Raw genomic sequence first — 21053 nt, forward strand, 5'->3', positions numbered from 1 at the left:
CCCAGGCCTGTCAGGTGTCGTGTACCCCCCGGGTACCAGTGTCCTGATTACGGGCCGTGGGGCGAGTGTGGATGCGTTCGTCGGGGCTGACTGGCTGCCATTGGCATGGTGGGAGTTCGCCGAGGGCGGATCCGAGCCCGGCCAGTGACTGCCGGGTGAACCTGGGCTTGGCGCTTCACGGTTCCAGGGCGGCCAGGATGTCTTTCGTCACATCGTCGACGTTCTGGCTCGCATCGACTGTGTGCAGAAGCCCCTGTCTGCGGTAGTAGTCGACCAGCGGCCTCGTTACCTCGTCGAAGACGCGGAGCCGCTGGTTGACGACGTCCTCGGTATCGTCCCTTCGGCTTTCTGCGTGCGCTCGAGCCAGGGTGCGCTCGATGAGCACGTCGCGGGGTGCATCGAGGAACATCACCACGTCCGGCCCGGTTCCTGCTTGTTCGGGCAGAGCGCGGGTGGCCTGGCCCACTGAACGGGGGAAACCCTCCAGGATGTAGCCGTTGCGATGTGCGGCGGCGCGTACTGCGGGCAGGATCAGATCGATCACCAGCTGGTCTGGGACGAGCTCGCCCCGGTCAAGGTAGCTGGCGATTTCCTTGCCCAGGGGTGTGCCGGCCGTCGCCTCGGCTCGCAGCCGGTCGCCGGCTGCGATGCGCTCGAGACCGAGACGCTGGGACAGCCGGTCGCCCTGCGTGCTTTTGCCCGAGCCCGGCGCACCTATCAGCAGCACTTTCATGATCGGCACCATTAATTGTGGGCGTTACTTGCGCCCTCGAGTCAGCATACTTCGACACCTGTCTTGGGTGGGGCCTAAGCAAGTGCGCTTCCTCACGGGTGTTGGAGGTCGTCACGTCTCGCTACGGTCGCGCTCGAGGCGGTCGCGGCGATCCTGCTCGCGCTTGGAGTAGGCGGCGGCGCGGATGGCCTCGTCCGACTCCAGGCCTGAGCCGAAGCCGCCGCCTACGGTTGCCGCCGATGCGACGAACCAGGCCAGGACGAAAAGGTCACCGTGGCCGATCGGAACCTTGACGTAACCGCCCATCACGCCAGGGTCAAGGACGAAGAACGCCCACGCCAGGTTCACGACGTACAGGGCGGCGTAACAGATGAGTACGCCAACCAGCAAGGTCATCAGCGTCGAGGCGTTGTAGAGGCGTGACCTTTCCCGCGCCTGTGGGGAATCGTCGTCGGGTCGGTCCCTCAGCTCGCCGTCGATAACGAGCCAGGCGACGACGAGCGCGACCGAGGCGAAGCTCGCGCTCACCAGGCGCCACCATGACATCGAGCCTGCCAGCAGCCAGACCGTGGAATTGATCGTGGCCACGGCCCCCGTCGCCAGTGCCGCCACAAGTGCAGACTTCAGGCCGGGCACCAGCAGCCATGGCCGGTTGGCGAGCACCATACCCAGCAGCAGGCGCCAACGGCCGCGCGCACGCGGAAGGGCAACGCGGTGCTCGTCGTTCGTGCTCGGGTCGGCCATGCCGCTGACCAATGAGCGCACCGCCCGACGGGCGCGAATGCGCATCCGGAATCCGCCCAACGCGGGCAGTGACAGCACCGCGGTCTGCCGGTCCGAGTCGGTGTCAACCAACAAGTGCCGGCCTTCCTGGTCGTGCAGTGGAAGTTCGGTCAGACCGATCACGAGGTCCCAGTCCTGCCGGCGCGCGTGGTCCTGCAGCCGGCCCATGGCGGTGTCGACGTCTTCGGAGCCGGTGGTGAACGGCTCACTCACAACGGTGAGTGCCAGTTGTCACTACCATCGAGTGGGCGCAGATCGGTCAGCCCTTTAGCGATCTCGGTCGGCGCGGCCGGATCAGCCACCAGACCAACGCGAATGGCTCCCATTGCAACCCGGTACCCGCCGCGGTATCTACGACATCGCCAGGCGCGGAGGATGCTGATGGGCAGCTGACCCGTCTAGAGCAGGAGGTCGAAGATCTGGAAGGTGCGCTCCCAATGCTCGGAGCCCGGGTTGCGCACTTCCGGGTCGACGATCTTGATCGTGCGGCCGACGGCGAGGCTCAGACCGCCGACGACTTCGGGGAGCCGGGACTCGGTCTCCTCGCTCAGCGTCGCGTCGAGCGGTGGCCAAGTGGCCAGCTGTTCCAGCACTGGTTTGAGCTCCACCTCGTCGTCGAGCGCACGGAATTCGTGAATGGTCTCCTGGAGGCCTTTGGTCAGGGGCAGGTCGCGCCATTCGATGACGTCGCGGGCGTTCGCCTTCGCGGTGCCCTGGGCCATCAGCAGCAGATCGTAGAGTTGCTTGCCGATGAAGTCGTTATGGCGTTTCAGGTCGTTCTTATCGACGTCGAGCTCCGCCGCGAGACGAAAGAACCGCTTGAACCTGGCCACGGCCATCACCATGCCATCTCCTCCTTGGGTCGATACCGCCTACGCCGGTGCGGTGCGGATTCAGTGCCGGTGCGTGAAGCTCGGTTCGGTCGCGGTCCGGCGCCATGCCACCCGCAGCGTGATCAAGCCCAGTACCGCCACGATCAGGAGCGACGCGATACTCAATAGGGTGAACGTGCGCGTTTGCTCGGTCGTGGGCTGCGGCAGGTACCCCATCGAGAGCAGCTGGTACTGCCACTTGGTTCCGGTGAGCAGGAAGGTGAGCGCCAGCGCGATGCTGTGCGAGTAGTCCCAGAGGGCGTGCACCACCGAAACCCACAGGTAAGTGAGTACGACCGGCAGCGTGTAACGGAACCTGCCTGCACGTGCCTCGTAGAAGAGCACTCCACCGATGATCGCTGTCCAGAGTCCGTGGCCGAACGGCGTGAGCACACCGCGCGTCAGTTCTGTCTGCACCAGAGCGCTGAGCGAAAGGCCTCGCAGGGTGAGTACTGCGTTGAACGCGTAGCCGGCCGTCTCGAAGGCAGCGAAGCCGAAACCGACGGCCGCACCCAGGATGAAGCCGTCCCGCGCATGCCGGCGAGACATCCGCCGGGCGACGACGATGAGTGCACCGGCCTTGGCGGCCTCCTCGATCAGCCCGACTCCGAGGAACAGCAACGGTGACGGATCCAGCAGATAGGTCTCCAGGACGGACGCACCGAGGACGCCGAGCAGGCCGCCCAGGATGAAGGCGCTGACGATCAGCTCGGCGGTGACGTGCTCGTCGCGCCATCGCTCGAACGCCCACGCCACGAAGGTGATCGGGACGAGGAAACTGCCGAGCAGGATCAGAGTGGGGACGAGATTGGCGTTCGCGGTGAGCAGTGTCACCACCAGGCTCACGATCCACAGCGCCAGACCCACCAGGAGGACCCGCAGCCAGGTACGACGATGCTTCGTGCGGGTTTGATCGGCATTCAGAGCCACGCTGCACCTCTCCGGGACGGAAACGGCGATCGGATCATGACTTCTCGGTCAGGTCGTCGATGACGATCGAGAGTCCGATAGCCAGCAGCCAGATATCCTTCGCGATCGGGATGCCTTGGTCGGTCGGGCGGAGACTGCCTTCCTTCCGCAGACCGGGGGTCCTCAGGTAGAGCCCGAACAGGCCGCCGGAAAACGCTGTCAACCCTGCTCCGGCCAGCCAGCCGGGAATGAGCGGAAGCATCAGCGCCGCGCCGAGGGTCAGTTCAGTGACGGTCAGGACCCGCAGGAAGACCCTCGGGTCGATCTGTTTGAGCTCGGGATAGGCGCTGACGGCGAAGCCGTGCGTCTGCGCTGCTGCCGGTTCGCCCATGCCGAGCTTGCTCAGACCTGAATTGAGGATGAAGGCACCAGAGCCGAACCGCAGCGGAACCTGACGAGCCTTGATGCGCAGAACCATGATTGATCCTCACTTCTCTGGCGTAGCGGGTTGCCACCGGTCCGACTGGTGACAGGTCGGGCGGGCGGTCCGCGTTGGGCCCCATGGGCTTCCAGTCTTGCGAACGACTTGATCGACGGCATCCCCTGATCATGTAGTCGGCGGCGGTTCTCTTCGCAGGTGTAGCGTGCGATGCAACGCGCATTGGCCGGCGCCCGGGACGGGCAAGGGGATCCGCGGCCAGCAATCGGTGTTCGCCGACGGGACGCCCCGCAGGGCCCACGCTCTACCTGACCACCGTGTCGGAGCCACCGGAGGAGATCCTCCGGTACGGGCAGACGATGTCGTTCTTGGACCAGAGCGCGGTCGGTCACAACGTCTACTACGAGGATCTTGGAGAGCGCTGGTGGCCAACGGGCGCCGGTACTCCCGAGTATCGGATTACGGTCACCCGGCCGCGGACCGCTCGACGTTCGGTTGGGCAAGCCTGACCGACGCCGAGCTCCGGGTCGCTGGACGGGCGGCCTGTGGACTCACGAGCCTGCCGTCGATCGCTGAGTCGCGCCGCCGGACACAACCGCTGCGCCCAGGACCACAAGAACTGGGGATGTGTCGGCAGCGACCCTGTGCAAGCTTCGGCCCGACCGGGCCGAAGGGACCGCCATGTGGTCCGCAGGAACCTGGTGAGCTCGTCCGAGGTCGCTACGCCGCGTGCACCGACGTGGAGGACTCCACATTCAAGGGATGTGTGCGGCGCGGTCGTGGACCAGGTTGGGGAGTATTCGTGACAACCGTGCTGAGCAGGAGGCAGACATGGCCAAGGCCGTAGGCATCGACCTGGGAACTACCAACTCGGTGATCGCCGCGATGGAGGGCGGCCAGCCCACCGTCGTACCGAATGCCGAAGGGGCCCGGACCACGCCGTCGGTGGTTGCGTTCACCGATGCCGGCGAGCGGTTGGTCGGGCAGTTGGCTCGCAGGCAGTCCGTGCTGAATCCGAAGGGGACCATCAGTTCTGCGAAGCGGTTCATCGGGCGCAACTACGACGAGGTGCAGTCGGAGATCTCCACCGTCTCGTACGACGTGGTCCCGGGGCCCGACGGAGCAGTCAGGTTCGAGATCCGGGGCCTACTGCACGCCCCCGAGGAAATCTCCGCGCTGGTGCTGCGCAAACTGGTCGAGGACGCCGGCAGGTTCCTGGGGGAGAAGGTCACCGAAGCCGTCATCACGGTGCCCGCGTACTTCAACGACGCCCAGCGCCAAGCCACCAAGGACGCCGGCCGCATCGCCGGCCTGGAGGTGCTGCGGATCATCAACGAGCCGACCGCCGCGGCGCTCGCGTACGGGATGGACAAACTGGCGAACGAGACCATCCTGGTGTTCGACCTGGGCGGCGGCACGTTCGACGTCAGCGTGCTCACGGTCGGTGACGGCGTCGTGGAGGTCCGGGCGACGGCGGGGGACACGCATCTGGGCGGCGACGATTTCGACCGCCGGATCGTCGACAAGCTGGCCGACGACTTCCAGCGCGAGGTCGGAGTGGACCTGCGCCAGGACCCGCAGGCCCTGCAGCGCTTGTTCGAGGCGGCGGAGAAGGCCAAGGTCGAGCTCTCGTCGGTGACGCAGACGACGATCAGCCTGCCGTTCATCACGGCGAACGCGCAGGGGCCGCAGCACCTCAACACAACGTTGATGCGGTCCACTTTCGACCAGTTGACCGGCGACCTGGTCGAGCGGTGTCTGGGTCCGGTGCAGCAGGCGATGGCCGACGCCAAGGTCACCGCGAGCGACATCGACGAGGTGATCCTGGTCGGTGGCTCGACCCGGATTCCCGCGGTACAGAACCTGGTCCGCCGGCTGACCGGCGGCAAGGAGCCGAACATGACCGTGAACCCGGACGAGGTGGTCGCCATCGGCGCCGCGGTCCAGGCCGCGATCATCAAGGGTGAGGTCAAGGACGTCCTGCTGCTCGACGTGACACCGCTGTCGCTCGGACTGGAAACGATGGGCGGCGTGATGACGAAGGTGATCGAACGCAACACGACCATCCCGGCGCGTCGGACCGAGGTCTTCAGCACCGCCGAGGACAACCAGACCGCGGTGGACGTGGTGGTCCTGCAGGGGGAACGGGAGTTGGCCGCGGACAACCGCCAACTGGCCCGCTTCAGGCTGGAGAACATCCGGCCCGCACCGCGCGGCGTACCGCAGATCGAGGTCACCTTCGACATCGACGCGAACGGCATCCTGCATGTCTCCGCCAAGGACAAGGACACCGGCGCGGAGCAGAAGGTGACGATCAGCGAGACGTCCAACCTGGACAGGTCCGAGGTCGAGCGGATGATCGCCGACGCGGAGGCCCATCGTGGCGAGGACTCCCGGCTGCGCGAGCTGGTCGATGCGCGCAACACACTGGACTCGATCGCGTACCAGGTCGAGAAAGCCCTGGCGGATCGCGGTGCCGCGGTGGCCGAGCACGACCGGGCCCGGGCAGAGATGTTGATCGGCGACGCGCGACAGGCGCTGCAGTCGCAGGACACCCCGGTGGAGCGGCTGCGCGAGCTGACCGGTGAGCTCCAGCAGGTCGCGCAGGCCCTGGCGGCCTCCGCGTCGGGCCCGTCGGCGCAGCCGCAAGGCTCACCCGATGCCGAGGGACAAGACGATGACGACGTGATCGACGCCGAGTTCTCGACGAGCTGATCGAGATGTCGCAAAAGGACGCCGAGAGGGCCGGTACGACGTCCGCCGCCGACCGGCCCGACGACCACCCGCCGGCCAACGGCAGGACCGGCCAGTCAGCCGCGGACACGGCCGCGGACACCGCACATGACCTGGAGGACCGGACCGCCGAGTTGGAGGACCGGTGGCGGCGGACCGCGGCCGAACTCGAGAACTTCCGCAAGCGGACGGCGAGGGAGTCGGCCGGGCAACGCGACGACGAGCGGGCCCGGGTGCTGGCCCGCTGGCTGCCTGTCGTCGACAATCTCGAACTCGCCCTGCAGCATGCGGGTCCCGAGGCCCAGCAGATCGTCGAGGGGATCGAGGCGGTCCGGAACCAGGCTCTGGCCGTACTCGCCGAGTACGGCTACCCCCGGTTCGACGACGTCGGCAAGGTCTTCGACCCGAAGCTGCACGACGCGGTCGGCACCGTCGCGAGCCCGGATTCGGAACCCGGTACGGTCGTGCACGTCGTCCGGCCGCGGTACGGCGACGGTGACAAAGTGCTGCGTCCCGCCGGGGTCATCGTGGCCACAGAGGAGCGCTGATGCCTCCGGACGGCGACTTCTATTCGATCCTGGGCGTTTCGCGTGCTGCCGGCGCGGACGAGATCCAGCGCGCGTACCGCAAGCTGGCCCGCCAGTACCACCCGGACGTCAACAAGGATCCGGACGCGGAGGAACGCTTCAAGCAGATCTCCGAGGCCTATGACGTGTTGTCGGATCCGAAGACACGCGAGCGGTACGACGCCTTCGGGGAGGACTTCCGCCGGGTTCCGCCCGATATGGACCCGGCCGACTACGCCCGGGTCCGGGCCGCGGCCGGCGCCGGCCGGGGAGGTCGCTCGAGCCGGTCCGCGGAGGGCGGCTTCGGTGAGGGTGTCCGGTTCAGCACCGGAGGCGCCGAGGGGATCGACATCGAGGATCTGCTCGGCGGGATGTTCGGCGGCGGCGGCTTCGGTGGCGGTGGCCGGTCCACGCGCGGCTGGGGTCCGATCCCGGGCTCGGACCAGGAGGTCGAGATCGAGTTGAGCGTCGAGGAGGCGTACCGCGGCACCAGTCGCTCGCTGACGTTGCAAGGGGCCGACGGCACCCGCGGGAACCTCGACGTGAAGATCCCGGCCGGCGTGCAGAACGGCCAGCGCATCCGGCTCAAGGGCCAGGGTGGCCAGGGCACGGGTGGCGCTGCGGCGGGCGATCTGTACCTCGTCGTGCGGATCGCGGAGCACCCCCGCTACCGGCTCGACGGGCGCGACATCACGGTCGACCTTCCACTCGCCGCCTGGGAGGGCGCGCTCGGCGCTTCCGTGGACGTCAGGACGCCAGGCGGCGACGCCAAGGTGAAGGTGCCGAAGGGCACCTCGACCGGTCGCAGGTTGCGACTGAAGGGACGCGGTCTGCCCAACCCCAAGGGCCGGCCCGGTGACCTGTACGCCGAGGTGAGGCTCATGGTCCCGCACCGGCTCACGCCCGAGGAGGAACGACTCTTCGAGGAGCTGGCGGGGACTTCGAAGTTCGATCCCAGGAGGAGGAGATGACCATCCAGATCGTACCCAGAGCCGGGTTGGGCCTGGACGAATTCTGCCGGCTGACCGATCTCCATCCGGACCTGGCACGCCGGTTCGTCGCCCTGGGGTTGCTAGAGGCAACGACTGACGCGGACGGGCAGCCGCGGTTCAGCCCTGGCCAGCTTGCCAGGGTCGCCCGGATCAGGCGTCTGCGGGCAGGTTTCGCGTTGAACTACGCCTCGTTGGGGCTCGTACTCGACCTGCTCGACCGGATCGCCGTACTGGAGGCGCAGCGCAGGCGCCGCGACACAGCAGTGGTCAGAACAAGTGCCAGAACAGGAGCCAGGACAGGAGCCAGGACATGGACATGAACCGGTTGACGCAGAAGTCGCAGGAGGCTCTGCACGACGCGCAGACGAAGGCTCTGCGGTTCGGTCACAGTCAGGTCGACGGCGAGCACCTCCTGCTGGCACTGCTGGACCAGCCGGACGGACTCGCGCCGCGCCTGCTGGCCCAGGCCGGCGCGGATCCGGACGACCTACGGAGCCGGCTCGAGAACGAGTTGTCCCGGCGGCCACGGGTCAGCGGACCAGGAGCCGAGCCCGGACAGGTGATGATCACCCAGCGGTTGTCCCGGCTGCTCGACTCGGCGGAGCGGGAGAGCAAGCGGCTCAAGGACGAGTACGTGTCGGTCGAGCACCTGGTGATCGCGCTGCTGGACGAGGGAAGTACGAGTACTTCGGGTCGGCTGCTCGCCGAACAGGGGATGAGCCGCGACGCGTTCCTGACCGCGCTGACCTCGATCCGGGGCAACCAGCGGGTCACGTCGTCGATGCCGGAAGCGGCGTACGAGGCATTGGACAAGTACGGCCGGGATCTGGTCAAGGACGCGACTGAGGGCCGGATGGACCCGGTGATCGGGCGCGACAACGAGATCCGCCGAGTGGTCCAGATCCTGTCTCGCAAGACGAAGAACAACCCGGTCCTGATCGGTGACCCGGGCGTCGGCAAGACGGCGATCGTCGAGGGTCTGGCGCAGCGGATCGCCAACGGTGACGTACCGGAGGGCCTGAAGAACCGGACCGTGTTCGCGCTGGACATGGCCGCACTGATCGCGGGTGCGAAGTACCGGGGTGAGTTCGAGGAGCGGTTCAAGGCCGTGCTGAACGAGGTGAAGGCGGCCGCAGGGCAGATCCTGCTGTTCATCGACGAGCTGCACACCGTCGTCGGCGCAGGGGCGACCGAAGGCGCGATGGACGCCGGCAACATGCTGAAGCCGATGCTGGCCCGCGGTGAGCTGCACATGATCGGCGCCACCACGCTGGACGAGTACCGCATGCACATCGAGAAGGACGCGGCGCTCGAACGCCGCTTCCAGCCGGTGATCGTGGACGAGCCCACCGTCGAGGACGCGATCTCGATCCTGCGCGGGCTGCGGGAGCGGCTCGAGGTCTTCCACGGGGTGAAGATCCAGGACGGTGCGCTGGTCGCGGCGGTGGTGCTGAGCCACCGCTACATCTCCGACCGGTTCCTGCCGGACAAGGCGATCGATCTGGTGGACGAGGCTTGCGCGATGCTGCGGACCGAGATCGACTCGATGCCGGCCGAGCTGGACGAGCTGACCCGCCGCGTGCGCCGGCTCGAGATCGAGGAAGCCGCGCTGGGAAAGGAGGAGGACCCGGCGAGCCGGGCCAGGCTGGAGGAACTGCGCAAGGAGCTGTCGGACCTCCGTGCCGAGTCGGACGCGATGCGGGCGCAGTGGGAGGCCGAGCGCAACGCGCTGAAGAAGGTGCAGGACCTACGCCGCGAGATCGAACAGGTGCGGCAGGAGGCCGAACAGGCCGAGCGCGACTACGACCTGAACCGTGCGGCGGAACTCCGGCACGGCCGGCTGCCCGAGCTGGAACGCCAGTTGCAGTCCGAGGAGGAACGCCTGGCCAGCAAACAGGGAGGCAAGCGGCTGCTCCGCGAGGTGGTGACCGAGGAGGAGATCGCCTCGATCGTGTCGCGCTGGACCGGTATCCCCGTGAGCCGGCTGCAGGAAGGCGAACGCGAGAAGCTGCTGCGGCTGGACGAGGTGCTGCACGAACGGCTGGTTGGCCAGGACGAGGCCGTCCAGCTGGTCGCGGACGCGATCGTCCGGGCCCGGTCCGGGATCAAGGATCCGCGTCGGCCGATCGGATCGTTCATCTTCCTCGGCCCGACCGGTGTCGGCAAGACCGAGCTCGCGAAGACGCTGGCCGCGGCCTTGTTCGACACCGAGGAGAACATCGTCCGCATCGACATGAGCGAGTACCAGGAGCGGCACACCGTGAGCCGGCTCGTCGGCGCCCCGCCCGGCTACGTCGGCTACGAGGAGGGCGGTCAGCTGACCGAGGCGGTCCGGCGCAAGCCGTACTCCGTGGTGCTGTTCGACGAGATCGAGAAGGCTCACCCGGATGTCTTCAACACGTTGCTACAGATCCTGGACGACGGCCGGCTGACCGACTCCCAGGGCCGGACGGTCGACATGCGCAACACGGTGATCATCATGACGTCGAACATCGGCTCCGCGTACCTGCTGGACGGCGTGACCGCCGACGGGCAGGTCAAGGAGGACGCCCGTGAGGCCGTGATGGACGAACTCCGGCGGAGCTTCCGGCCCGAGTTCCTCAACCGGGTCGACGAGATCGTGCTGTTCAAGCCGCTCACGCTCGCGGAGATCGAGCGCATCGTGGACCTGATGTTCGACGACCTGCGGACCCGGCTGATGGACCGCCGGATGACGCTGGAGGTCACACCGGAGGCAGCTCGCCACATCGCCGCCCAGGGGTTCGACCCGGTGTACGGCGCCCGGCCGTTGCGGCGGTTCATCGCCCGTGAGGTGGAGACCCGGATCGGTCGGCTGCTGCTCCGCGGCGACGTACTGGACGGCTCGGTGATCCGGGTGATGGTCGAGGACGGGGACATCGTCGTGAGGCACGACGTCCTGGCGGAGGCGACGGCATGACCACGAAGATCGTCAGCTGCCCGAACTGTCAGCACCGCAACCGAGTGCCCGCGGCCGCCCCGGGAAGCCCGCGCTGTGGAAACTGCCACCGGCCACTGCCTTGGATAGTCGATGCCGGTGACAACGACTTCGCCGAGGTCGTGGAGCAGGCGACCATCCCCGTGCTGGTCGACCTGTGGGCCGCCTGGTGCGGGCCGTGCCGCCGGGTCAGCCCGGTGCTGGAACAGCTCGCCGTCGAGAAGGCAGGCGAGGTGAAGCTGGTGAAGATCAACGCGGACGAGGCGCCGCGGCTGTCCCGCCGCTTCAACGTGCAGTCCATCCCGACCTTGCTGGTGCTGCGCGGGGGACAGGTCGTGGCCGAGCAGGTCGGTGCCGCGACGGCGACCGCCCTGCGGCCGTGGCTCGAGGACGCGATGCACAAGGAGGTGGCGTCGTGACGGCCGTCGTCGACCCACACCTGGAGATGGTGCGTCCGGTGCGGCCGCGCACACCCGACGGTTGCGAGGAGTGTCTGCGACTCAACACGCCCTGGGTGCACCTCCGGCTCTGCCTGAGCTGTGGCCACGTCGGATGCTGTGACTCCTCCCCGATGCGGCACGCCCGCTCCCATGCCGGCGACCAACGGCATCCCATCGTCCAGTCGTTCGAGCCCGGCGAGGACTGGCGGTGGTGCTATGTCGACGAGGCCTTCGTATGAACGAGACCCCGGACCTGTACGGCGCCTATCCGCGGCTCGAGGACTATCAGCTGGCCGAGCTGTCGTCGATGGGCGAACGTCGGCAGACGAGCGAGGGCGAGGTGCTGTACCAGGCGGGGGACACGCCTGGCGAGTTGCTGGTGCTGCTCGACGGGCTCGTCGCCGTGACCGAGGATCTGGGCCCGCACCGCCGGCTCGTCGCGATCCACGGGCCGAAGCGTTTCCTCGGCGAGATCGGCCTGCTGACCGGTCAGCCGTTCTTTCTCACCGCTCAGGTGCAGCAGCCGGGCGCGGTCCTCGCCGTACCGATGGACCGTTTGCGCGACCTCGTCGTACGGGATCAGCCGCTGGCCGATCTGGCCCTCCGGGCGTTCCTGATCCGGCGTTCGTTGCAGCTGTCGCTGGGGGCGGGATTCGCGATCGTCGGTTCGCGGTTCTCCGCCGACACCCGCCGGCTGCGCGACTTCGCTGCGCGCAACCGGCTGCCGCATCACTGGATCGACCTGGAGAACGACGCTGACGCCGAGCAGCTGATCCGCGACCTCGGCATCGAGGTCGAAGAGACCCCGGTGGTGATCTGGCGGAGCGAGGTACTGCGGAACCCGGACAACGAGCAACTGGCGGCCGCGGTCGGCCTGCGTCAGCCGGCTCCGCCGACGTCGACCTGCGATCTGATCGTGGTCGGTGCAGGGCCGGCCGGATTGGCGGCCTCCGTTTATGCCGCATCGGAAGGTCTGTCTACTGCCGTCTTCGATGCTGTCGCCACCGGCGGCCAAGCGGGAACCTCGTCCAGGATCGAGAACTATCTCGGCTTCCCCGCCGGCATCAGCGGCGGGGAGCTCGCCGACCGTGCGGTCGCTCAGGCCAGGCGGTTCGGCGCCGACCTGACAGTGCCGGCGCCGGTCATCGGGCTGGAACACGAGGACGGTTCCCACGTGGTGCGGCTGCAGACCGGCGAACGGGTCCTGGGCCGTGCGCTGCTGATCGCCTCGGGAGTGCAGTACCGCCGCTTCCAGGTGCCCGGCATCGACGATGTCGAGGCGACCAGCGTGTACTACGCGGCCACCGAGCTGGAGGCGAACCTATGCCGCGACGATCCGGTCCTGATCGTCGGCGGCGGCAACTCGGCCGGGCAGGCGGCGGTGTTCCTGTCCGGGCACGCGTCTCGCGTTCTCCTGGTCATTCGCGCCGACGACCTCGGCGCCGGAATGTCCCGCTACCTGGCGGACCGGATCGAGAATCTCCCCGCGGTAGAGGTGCTGCTGCACAGCGAGGTCCGTGAGGTTCGCGGCAAGCCGACGCTCGAAGAGGTCGTCGTCGAGGACCGGACGACGCAGGGGCGCCGGACGGAGCAGGCCAGGGCGCTCTTCGTCTTCATCGGCAGCTCCCCGCACGTCGAGTGGCTCGGCAATCAGATCGAGCTCGACGACCGGCGATTCGTCCTCACCGGCAACCAGGTCAAGGGTGACGGCAAGCTCTTGGAAACCAGCCTCCCGGGCGTCTTCGCGGCAGGCGACGTCCGGAGCGGTTCAGTGAAACGAATCGCCGCCGCAGTCGGCGACGGCGCGCTCGCAGTGCGACTGGTGCACGAGTACCTGGCTCACACCTGAGCGTCGTACGACGGAAATCCATCACCCTTCTCTCCCAGGTGGAGCGGCCAAATGTTCACGCATCGTCAGGACCTTCAGTTCACGTCCAAGCCGCAGGAGCCGGACGCCGTCTACGCCCGGAGGCTGGAGGAGTCGCTGAGAGGCCAGTACGGCGAGATCACCGTCGCCATGCACTACATGTTCCACGGATGGGACATGCACGTACCGGGCGGATACCGTGACCTCGTCTTCGCACTCGGCGCCGAACAGGTCGCGCATGTCGAGATGCTGGCCACGGTCGTCGCCCGCTTACTCGACCACGCTCCGCGGCAGGCAGCCGACGCGGCTGCTCGTGCCAACCCCGCCGTCGCCGCAGTGCTCGGTGGTACCGACCTGCAGGATGCCATCGCAGCGGGCGCCGGCCCAGGCCTGTCGCCACACCTTCGCAACCCCTGGCTTGATGCGTACGGAACTGTCGAGCGCAACCTCTTGGCCGACTTCAGTGCCAACCGCGATGCCGAACGAAGCCGCCTCGTCGACCTCCCGCGCGTCTTCCGCCTCACCGACGATCCCGACGTCCATTTCCTGCTGTCGTATCTGCGAGCTCGCGCCGCCGTACAGCAACAGGTTTGCCGGAGGGCTGTCCATCGGCTGGCGGAGCACGATCATCCGGCACACCGTGTGACCTGATTGCCAGTGCGGAGTGCCTGGGTGACTGTGATGGATCATGAACGGGCGCGGCACCACCATCTGGGCGAGTCACGGTGGCCGGCCGCTTTGGGTGTGCTGGTGTCGATCGCGCTGTACGGTGCACTACCCAGCGCGCTGCAGATCGGACCACGGTTCGTGATACCTGTCCTGGAGTTATTGCTGTTCGTCCCGCTGGTGCTGGCAAATCCGAGCCGGATGACCAGACAGAACTGGTTCCTGCGGCGGCTGTCGATCGGCTTGGCGGTGTTGATCGCATTGTCGAACACGACCGCGCTCGCACTGCTGATCCGGTCGCTGGTCCGCGGGGTGGCGACGGCGGGTAGTCAGTTGCTGGTCGCCGCCGGACAAGTGTGGCTGACCAACGTTCTCGTCTTCGCGCTGGCGTTCTGGGAGCTTGATAGAGGCGGCCCGGTGGTGCGCTTCCGGATGTCCCGACCGGGACTGCCCGACGCCGACTTCCGGTTTCCGCAGGACGAGGACCACGACGCGGTCAGCGAGGTGGCGAATCGCTCGTCGGCCAAATCCGGTTGGGCGCCCGGCTTCGCCGACTACCTGTACGTATCCGTCACCAACTCCTCGGCGTTCAGCCCCACCGACACCATGCCGCTGACCGTCAGGGCAAAAATGCTGATGGCCGTCGAGTCGGTCTCGGCCCTGATGCTCTCGGCCCTGGTCGTCTCATTCGCCGTTGGCTTGCTCCGCCAATGACAAGCAGCATGAACTACGTCGCCGAGGGCGACCCCGGGCTCGCCGGCGCTGCTGCCGATCCCCGCGCAGCATCCCCGGCGGCCCGGCCGACCGCGTCTGGACGGCGATCGCTCTGCACACGACGCCCGAGATCCCGCTGCACCTGTCCGCCGAGATCGCGCTGGTCACCCGCGGCGTCGAGCTCGACTTCCTCGGCATTTGGGTACGACGCCTATCGCCGAGATGCGTGAACGACAACAGCTCGACCAGCGGTCGATCTAGCAAGAAGCCGCCAACTCCTCTATGTCCGATGTCATGGTGCGGAGAGCGGTCCGCTCTTACGTGTTGGCGAGGCGGAGGCGATCGATACGGACTGGCCTCTGAAGCGGTCGTGCCGACGTACACGATCGTCATCATCATCACCACCACCACCACCGCGACCGCCAGCGTCGGCCGGATCCACGACCGCATGCCGATGGCGATCACCCCGGATCACTAGGACGAGTGGCTGGATCCCCGCAAAGACGATGTCGACCAGCTCCGCAGCCTGATGGCGCCGCCAGCCGACGGCAGCCTCGACATGTACGCGGTGTCGAAGGCCGCGAACAGCAAGGAGAACGGCCCCGAACTGCTGGAATCCCTTCGTGCTGAGAGCTGAGGTGCGTTAGTTGACTACGCGCGAGCGATGTCATAGGTCGACAACCGGCTCATGGTGACGCGGGAGTCGTCGAACATCATGCATTCGATGGTGAACGCCACCGTGTAGCCGGTGCCGAAGATCCCGTCGTCCGCTTCGGTCCCACCCCGGTGGTTCCCTTCGGAACGTATTCGCTGCTGAAGATGTCGCCGATCTCGCGGATTGCGATGACCTTGTCTCCACGCTCGATCGTCATGCGCCCGATGATCTGCCACCGGATCCCCGTTCTGTGCTGTCTGGCGTGGCGGTCAGCTCCCTGAGCAAACTGTGTTGTGCCGCCCTGGTAGGCGCGACCCGTATCGAACGATAATGACGGATCCAAGCGAGGGGGATGGATGCCCATGGAACGGGTGCTGCTGGACGGCACGACGCTGATGTCCGGGACCCGACTGCTGGCTGGTGAGGACCCGCCGACAGCGCTCAATGTGTACTCGCTCTCGCTCCTGGTCGAGAGTCTGATCCTGCACTCCGAGCTCATAGTGCTGGACACACTGCCGGATGACGACCGGCTCACCCGCGCTGCCGCCATATTCGGGGATGCCGTATGCGTGGAACGCCGCAGCGCCGAGGACATCGTCGAGCGCTACGACGTGCTCAATGAGCTGAGCGCCACCAATCCTCGTAGAGTTATGGCGGAGCTGTACGAGCTCCTGACCAAAGGGACGCGGCGCGCGCCCGGCAGGGAGCCGGAACTCGACAACTACCTCAACATGCTCGACGCCGCCCATCGTGAACAGGTCGGGCGCGGCTGGACGGGGCGGAAAACCGAAAACGTCCCGGGGCGATCCCGCATTCCGGACCGGCGCGACCCGAGGCCCAGCCAACGGAACCAACCTCTTGTCGACGTCGAAGCTGGTGTCCGCATTTTCGATAAGTCCGAGCTCCGCGAACTCACCGCTGCCGGCTCGACCGCGACTGCCCTGTCTGGATTCGCAGACCGGCACCGCCGCTTCCGGAACAGCTACTGGAACGCGGCACAACATTCGCATCAGACGTACCTGACCAGGTTCACACCAGCGCTACTGATGCGAACACACTTCTATCTACTCGCATCAGAGGTCTTCGCTGCCCCCTACCGACCAGACATCTTGCGCGCACCGATCTGTTGGAAGTTTTTCGGACGCGGCCCGTTCGCCGACCTGACCATCGGTGAGCGGATGGTCGATCTCGCCGACGCCTCCGCCCGCGCCAGGGTCGAGTCAGCCAACCAGCTCATCGGCAAGCCCGCGCTCACAGCCCTTCCTGTCTTCCTCGGCCGCGTACTCGCCAGCAGCACCAAGCCCACCGACGTCGTTGCCAGGGCGATGCAGATCCGGGAATCGCGCGATGCCAAGCGCTTCCGCAAGGCGATGGCAAGGCTGGCGGCGGCACAGGAGACTGGAGACGTCTCCACTCTCGTTCGCGAGGCTGCGCGGTACTCCGACCTGCTCCGTCGCGAGTATGCCGGCGCGCCAGGGGGCGCCGGCACCGCTGACCTGCTCTGGTCTCTCGCGGCCGACGGGACCCAGGCATCGCTCGACCCGACCGCGGCGTCGTTTGTGAGCCTGGGTGCTTCCGTCGGCAAGACAGCTGTTCGCGCTCCGGACCTGCTGCGGCGTTGGTCGTACGGCCGCAAGATTGCTCTCATCGGCCGAACGATCCGTGCTGCGAACAAGGCGAAAGCGATGCAGAGCGAGCTGAAACGACTTTTTGGCGCGGAAGTGACCGCAGGCGACCTCGAGTTCCTCGAAAAGGTCGATCGACTGGGCTTCAATTGATCGCGCCCTACTCCGCAAGGTCGCCCTCGGCGAACGCCACGACCGCGCCTAACGTGGCCGACTGCACGGCGGCCAGCGGTACGGAGCGTCCGACCATGATCAGCTCGACGCCGCGGAACCTCGTCCGGCGTCCACCTGCTACCTGTGTTGGCTCGTCAGATCACGCGCTCCTTCGTTACCGTGGTTGTCTACAGCACCGGTAGGCCGCACAACTGCCCGACGATTCCAGAGCTCGGGTTGAGCCCGGCGACTGGCGGGCGAGCTCAGAACGTGCCAGGAGAACGTCGCGATGGCAGGGAGAGCCCACCGGGCACATGCACGCCAGGGGCCGTCCGACGAGTTCGTAGAGGTGTTCTCGGAACCAGGCCCGGTCGGCCTGCCGGGTGCCGCTGAGCTGGGTGCGGGCTGGTCCGGCGCCGTCGAGCCAGGCGGCGTACCGGTCGCACGCGATCGCCGCGGCCTCGGAGTCGGTCAGACCGACGCCCTGTGTCTGGTGCTCCGCGAGAATCGCCTGGAGGCGGGTTCCCGAACCGCGACGTACCGTCGACGACCACCGGGCGGTGCAACCGCCGACCGGGACGCCGGTTTTGCTGCACCGCAGTCCGCAGTCCCTCCGGCCTCGCTCGTGGGCGTCGCCGGGCCGTCCTTGGGGGCAGATCCAGCCGGTCTCGTACGCTGTGTGTCCCCGGCGCCACCCGCTTCGAGGGTGGGCTTGGTGGTGACACTTCGGCCGCGAGGCTCGGGCGGTGCCAGCCAATGAACCCATCGATCCCTGTGTCCACCTTGCGATCGCGCAGTGGCCCGACGATGCTCCGCGCGGTGCGGTCTCGACCTTCTGCGCCGAGCACGGCATTTCGCGCAAGTCTTCGATGAGCTGCGCAAGCGCGCGATGGCCGACGGCCGGGCGGCCGCGCTTGAGCCCAGGGTCCAGGCGCCGAGGACGAGTCCGGCGAAGTTGACCGAGGAGGTCAAAGAACAAGCGGTACAGGTGCGGGCTGCGTTGGAAGGCCTCTGGGCTCGACCACGGACCGATCAGCGTGCACGACAAGATGCGCGCGATGGGTCTTCAGGTGGTGCCCTCGGTCGCGTCGCTGGCCCGGATCTTCCGGCAGGCCGGCGTGGCGCGGTTCGAACCGCGGAAGAAGCCACGCTCGGCCTGGCGCCGGTTCGTCTACCCGGCACCCAACGCCTGCTGGCAATTGGATGCCACCGAGTACGTCCTCACCGGTGGGCGTAAGTGCGTGATCTTCCAGCTCATCGACGACCACTCCCGCTACGCGCTCGCCTTGCACGTCGCCTGAAGCGAGACCTTCGAAGCGGCGATCGCCGTGTTCGACAAGGCCGTGACCGCCCACGGCGTCCCGCAACGGCTGCTGTCCGACAACGGGATCGCGCTCAACCCGTCGCGCCGCGGACTTCTGGGCCAACTCGTCGTCCACGTGATGGCCTGGGCGTCGAGCCGATCACCGGCAAGCCCTACCAGCCGACCACCCAGGGCAAGAACGAACGCTTCCACCAGACCCTGTTCCGCTACCTCGACAAACAACCACTCGCCGAAACCCTCGACGAACTGCAGGACCAGGTCGACGCCTTCGACCACCTCTACAACACCCGGCGCCCGCACCAAGGCCTGCCCGGCCGCGTCACACCCCTGACCGCCTGGGAAGCCACCGCGAAAGCCGAGGCCCCCCGGCCCAGCTATGACCTGATCCGCCCTCCGTCCAGCCGGCCCCGACCCACCCCCACACCGCCACCCACCGACCTGCCCGACGACACCGTCATCAAGACGCTGACCGCCAACGGCGCCTTCTACCTGGACAAGATCCAGTACATGGTCGACGGACGGTGAGGCTTCCACCAGGTCCTCGTCATCACCCACGGCAACAAGACCGCCGACACGATCACCGTCAGCGACCTGCAAGGCGAGATCCTCATCGAACACACCCGCCCCCCGCCCGGCACCGCCTACGTCGGCAACGGCAGACCACCCGGACCACACCCCGACCGTCACCGAAGTCCTGAGACATCAACTGTCACCGATGTCCTGACACAGAACTGTCACCCATGTTCTGAGACATCACACCTAGCATGGTTGCAGCGTAGCGCGTTTTCGAACTCATGTTCTATTCGCGACCCGCTCGGATGCGCTCAGGTCACGGCTGGCGACTGACCGTGTTGTCAGCGGAGATCGGGTCGAAGGCGTCTTCCAGGGCTTGGGCGGCGGCGGGGTTGGCGGCTTGGCGGCCCATGTAGACGTCTTGGGTGAGGGAGACTTTGGCTTGGCCTAGTTGGTCGGCGATTTGGCGGGCGGTGTGGCCGGCTTGGTCGAGGGTGGTGGCGACGGTTTTGCGGAGGGCGTGGGAGCGGATCCAGGCGAGTTTGTCGGATTCGGCGGGTTGGGTGGCGTCGTGGAGTTGGGCCAGCAGTGGGTGATGGTGCTCGAGTTGGACGCCGTAGGCGGCGACGAGGGTGGTGATCATCTGGAGGTCGACCTTGATGCGGCCGGTTTCGATGAGTTCGATGCGGGTTTGGGGCCAGGTCAGATGGTCGGCGACTTGTTTGCGGGTCATGCCGGTTTGGCGGCGGAGGAGTTTGAGGCTGGTGCCTAGGTCGTGGCGGGCGGTGCTGCCGATGGGGGAGAGGGCGGTGCGGAGGGCTCGGCGGGTGTTGGAGGGGTCGCGGTAGCCGCGGCGGGTGTCGGCGAAGATGGGTTCGTCGAGGTGGATGCCGGTGGCGTGGCGGGTGCGGAGCATGGCGACGGTCCAGTCGGGTAGGTGGAGGAGGCGTTCGCCGGCATTGGACTTGGTTGCTTTGCGGATGAGGCCTTCGGTTTTGATGCGGGCGATGGTGTGGGTGATTTGGACGGTGCCGGCTTCGAGGTCGACTTGGTGCCAGAGGACGGCGAGGGCTTCGCCGATGCGGACGCCGGTGCCGAGCATGAAGGCGGTCAGGTCGGGGAGGTCGGCTTCGACGGCGCGTTCGTCGTTGGCGAGGCTGGTGCGGAGGAGTCGGACTTCATCGCCGGTTAGGGCTCGGGGTGGGTTCTTGGTTGGGGCTTCTATGGTGTCGGCTTCGCGGACGGGGTTGACGGTGATGGCGCCGTAGCGGACGGCGAGTTTCATGGCGCCGGAGATGACGGCGCGGGAGGTCTTGGCGGTGGAGGCGCCGGCGGTGGTTTTGATTTTGGTGAGGACGGTGTCGATGCGTGGGGTGGTGGCTTCGCCGATGCGGAGTTCGCCGACGGCGGGGCGGATGTGGTTCTTGAGGACTCGGCGGTAGGTGTCGAGGGAGGTGGGCGACCTCTTGCCGTCCACGATCAGGGCTTCGAATCTCTTCTCCCAGAGATCCAGAAGGTGATTGATCTTGTGCATGGCGGTCAGCTCGCCTGACCGGCTGGTGTTGGCGCGATCCTGGAGCTTCTTGAGGAGGGCGCGCTCCGCAGCGGTCCTGGTCTTGCCGTAAGCGGAGACCGGACGAAGGCGGCCGTCGTGGTCCCTGAACCTGGCCTGTGACTTGTGCTTGGTCGGCTTGCCCTTGTCGTCGGTCTCGGCGACCCAGGTGGAGATCTGCCCCCAGGATCCGATCGGCATCGGTGGTCTCGACATGTCATGCCTCCAACCGGGGTGATGGTTGGCTGATCAACGCCGGTCGACATGAAGGACCGCGAATACCGGCAAGGATGCGAACCGATGTGATGTGACGCACAGTGCCGATCACATGAGGATCGGCCGATCGGTCCTGGCCGTGAGCGGTGGGATGGGGTGGCTCACGTCGGAACGCGCAGAAGCCAAAGTGGTGCGTTAGTGGTGCGTCGCAGACACGACAAAGCCCAGGACACTTGCGTGACCTGGGCTGTTGTGCGCCGCCAGGGACTCGAACCCCGAACCCGCTGATAATCGGGCGGATCTACCTGATGTTGCGTGTCGTTGCCCGAAATCTCTTTATTTTAA

19 protein-coding genes and 1 pseudogene are annotated in these 21053 nt (G+C 66.9%); 12 read left to right on the plus strand and 8 right to left on the minus strand.

The genetic code is table 11. From position 1 onward, the window contains the following. Nucleotides 1-175: 175 nt before the first annotated feature. The 5 genes from AB0M51_RS37985 to AB0M51_RS38005 all read right to left on the minus strand — a co-directional run bounded on the left by AB0M51_RS37985 (nt 176) and on the right by AB0M51_RS38005 (nt 3775). Nucleotides 176-733: a nucleoside monophosphate kinase gene (locus AB0M51_RS37985; RefSeq protein WP_363753332.1), complete on the minus strand. Its 558-nt coding sequence runs from the start codon at nt 731-733 to the stop codon at nt 176-178. Nucleotides 734-844: 111 nt separating this feature from the next. Next, complete coding sequence (locus AB0M51_RS37990) at nt 845-1729, minus strand: hypothetical protein (protein ID WP_363753335.1); 885 nt, start codon at nt 1727-1729, stop codon at nt 845-847. 185 nt (nt 1730-1914) lie between these two features. Beyond that, nucleotides 1915-2361, minus strand: a complete 447-nt coding sequence (locus AB0M51_RS37995; RefSeq protein WP_363753338.1) for a DUF1931 family protein — start codon at nt 2359-2361, stop codon at nt 1915-1917. A gap of 48 nt (nt 2362-2409) precedes the next feature. Then, the gene (locus tag AB0M51_RS38000) at nt 2410-3318 is read right to left on the minus strand and encodes a PrsW family glutamic-type intramembrane protease (RefSeq protein ID WP_363753341.1); all 909 of its coding nucleotides are present in this window, start codon (nt 3316-3318) and stop codon (nt 2410-2412) included. 34 nt (nt 3319-3352) lie between these two features. Beyond that, nucleotides 3353-3775, minus strand: coding sequence for a hypothetical protein (locus AB0M51_RS38005; RefSeq protein WP_363753344.1), 423 nt, complete (start codon nt 3773-3775; stop codon nt 3353-3355). A gap of 792 nt (nt 3776-4567) precedes the next feature. Here AB0M51_RS38005 and dnaK point away from each other — a divergent pair. The 10 genes from dnaK to AB0M51_RS38055 all read left to right on the plus strand — a co-directional run bounded on the left by dnaK (nt 4568) and on the right by AB0M51_RS38055 (nt 14670). After that, nucleotides 4568-6451: a molecular chaperone DnaK gene (gene dnaK, locus AB0M51_RS38010; protein ID WP_363753347.1), complete on the plus strand. Its 1884-nt coding sequence runs from the start codon at nt 4568-4570 to the stop codon at nt 6449-6451. Between the two features lie 5 nt (nt 6452-6456). After that, nucleotides 6457-7017: a nucleotide exchange factor GrpE gene (locus tag AB0M51_RS38015; protein WP_363753350.1), complete on the plus strand. Its 561-nt coding sequence runs from the start codon at nt 6457-6459 to the stop codon at nt 7015-7017. Further along, nucleotides 7017-8006 (plus strand): DnaJ C-terminal domain-containing protein, encoded by a 990-nt coding sequence (locus tag AB0M51_RS38020; protein ID WP_363753353.1) that lies wholly within the window; start codon nt 7017-7019, stop codon nt 8004-8006. The genes AB0M51_RS38015 and AB0M51_RS38020 overlap by 1 nt, the downstream gene beginning before the upstream one ends. Continuing rightward, nucleotides 8003-8347 carry a chaperone modulator CbpM gene (locus tag AB0M51_RS38025; RefSeq protein WP_363753356.1) on the plus strand — a complete coding sequence of 115 codons (345 nt, stop codon included), beginning with the start codon at nt 8003-8005 and terminating at the stop codon, nt 8345-8347. The genes AB0M51_RS38020 and AB0M51_RS38025 overlap by 4 nt, the downstream gene beginning before the upstream one ends. Beyond that, nucleotides 8338-10965: an ATP-dependent chaperone ClpB gene (gene clpB / locus AB0M51_RS38030; protein ID WP_363753359.1), complete on the plus strand. Its 2628-nt coding sequence runs from the start codon at nt 8338-8340 to the stop codon at nt 10963-10965. Before AB0M51_RS38025 ends, clpB begins: the two co-directional genes overlap by 10 nt. Further along, the gene (gene trxA, locus AB0M51_RS38035; RefSeq protein WP_363753362.1) at nt 10962-11402 is read left to right on the plus strand and encodes a thioredoxin; all 441 of its coding nucleotides are present in this window, start codon (nt 10962-10964) and stop codon (nt 11400-11402) included. Before clpB ends, trxA begins: the two co-directional genes overlap by 4 nt. Next, nucleotides 11399-11662: a UBP-type zinc finger domain-containing protein gene (locus AB0M51_RS38040; protein WP_363753365.1), complete on the plus strand. Its 264-nt coding sequence runs from the start codon at nt 11399-11401 to the stop codon at nt 11660-11662. The genes trxA and AB0M51_RS38040 overlap by 4 nt, the downstream gene beginning before the upstream one ends. Next, nucleotides 11659-13272 carry an FAD-dependent oxidoreductase gene (locus tag AB0M51_RS38045; RefSeq protein WP_363753368.1) on the plus strand — a complete coding sequence of 538 codons (1614 nt, stop codon included), beginning with the start codon at nt 11659-11661 and terminating at the stop codon, nt 13270-13272. Before AB0M51_RS38040 ends, AB0M51_RS38045 begins: the two co-directional genes overlap by 4 nt. 51 nt (nt 13273-13323) lie before the next feature. Beyond that, the gene (locus tag AB0M51_RS38050; RefSeq protein WP_363753372.1) at nt 13324-13941 is read left to right on the plus strand and encodes a manganese catalase family protein; all 618 of its coding nucleotides are present in this window, start codon (nt 13324-13326) and stop codon (nt 13939-13941) included. Between the two features lie 99 nt (nt 13942-14040). Further along, entirely contained in the window at nt 14041-14670 is a 630-nt protein-coding gene (locus AB0M51_RS38055; protein WP_363753375.1) for a hypothetical protein, read from the plus strand. 713 nt (nt 14671-15383) lie between these two features. On the opposite strand, the gene AB0M51_RS38060 is transcribed toward AB0M51_RS38055, so the two are convergent. Next, a complete protein-coding gene (locus tag AB0M51_RS38060) occupies nt 15384-15542 on the minus strand; it encodes a hypothetical protein (RefSeq protein WP_363753378.1) in 159 nt (52 codons plus the stop codon). 145 nt (nt 15543-15687) lie between these two features. Between AB0M51_RS38060 and AB0M51_RS38065 the strand changes: the two genes are divergently transcribed. After that, the gene (locus AB0M51_RS38065) at nt 15688-17103 is read left to right on the plus strand and encodes a hypothetical protein (protein WP_363753381.1); all 1416 of its coding nucleotides are present in this window, start codon (nt 15688-15690) and stop codon (nt 17101-17103) included. A 175-nt stretch (nt 17104-17278) separates the two neighbouring features. Here AB0M51_RS38065 and AB0M51_RS38070 read toward each other — a convergent pair whose 3' ends face one another. Continuing rightward, nucleotides 17279-17956 carry a DUF4326 domain-containing protein gene (locus AB0M51_RS38070; protein WP_363753384.1) on the minus strand — a complete coding sequence of 226 codons (678 nt, stop codon included), beginning with the start codon at nt 17954-17956 and terminating at the stop codon, nt 17279-17281. Between AB0M51_RS38070 and AB0M51_RS38075 the strand changes: the two are divergent. Then, nucleotides 17892-19151: pseudogene (locus tag AB0M51_RS38075) on the plus strand (IS481 family transposase). The gene AB0M51_RS38070 and the pseudogene AB0M51_RS38075 sit on opposite strands and share 65 nt — an antisense overlap. A 105-nt stretch (nt 19152-19256) precedes the next feature. Here AB0M51_RS38075 and AB0M51_RS38080 read toward each other — a convergent pair. Then, nucleotides 19257-20693 (minus strand): helix-turn-helix domain-containing protein, encoded by a 1437-nt coding sequence (locus AB0M51_RS38080; protein ID WP_363753387.1) that lies wholly within the window; start codon nt 20691-20693, stop codon nt 19257-19259. Nucleotides 20694-21053 lie beyond the last annotated feature (360 nt).

The organism is Kribbella sp. NPDC051137, from assembly GCF_040682535.1.
Taxonomy (GTDB): Bacteria; Actinomycetota; Actinomycetes; order Propionibacteriales; family Kribbellaceae; genus Kribbella; species Kribbella karoonensis.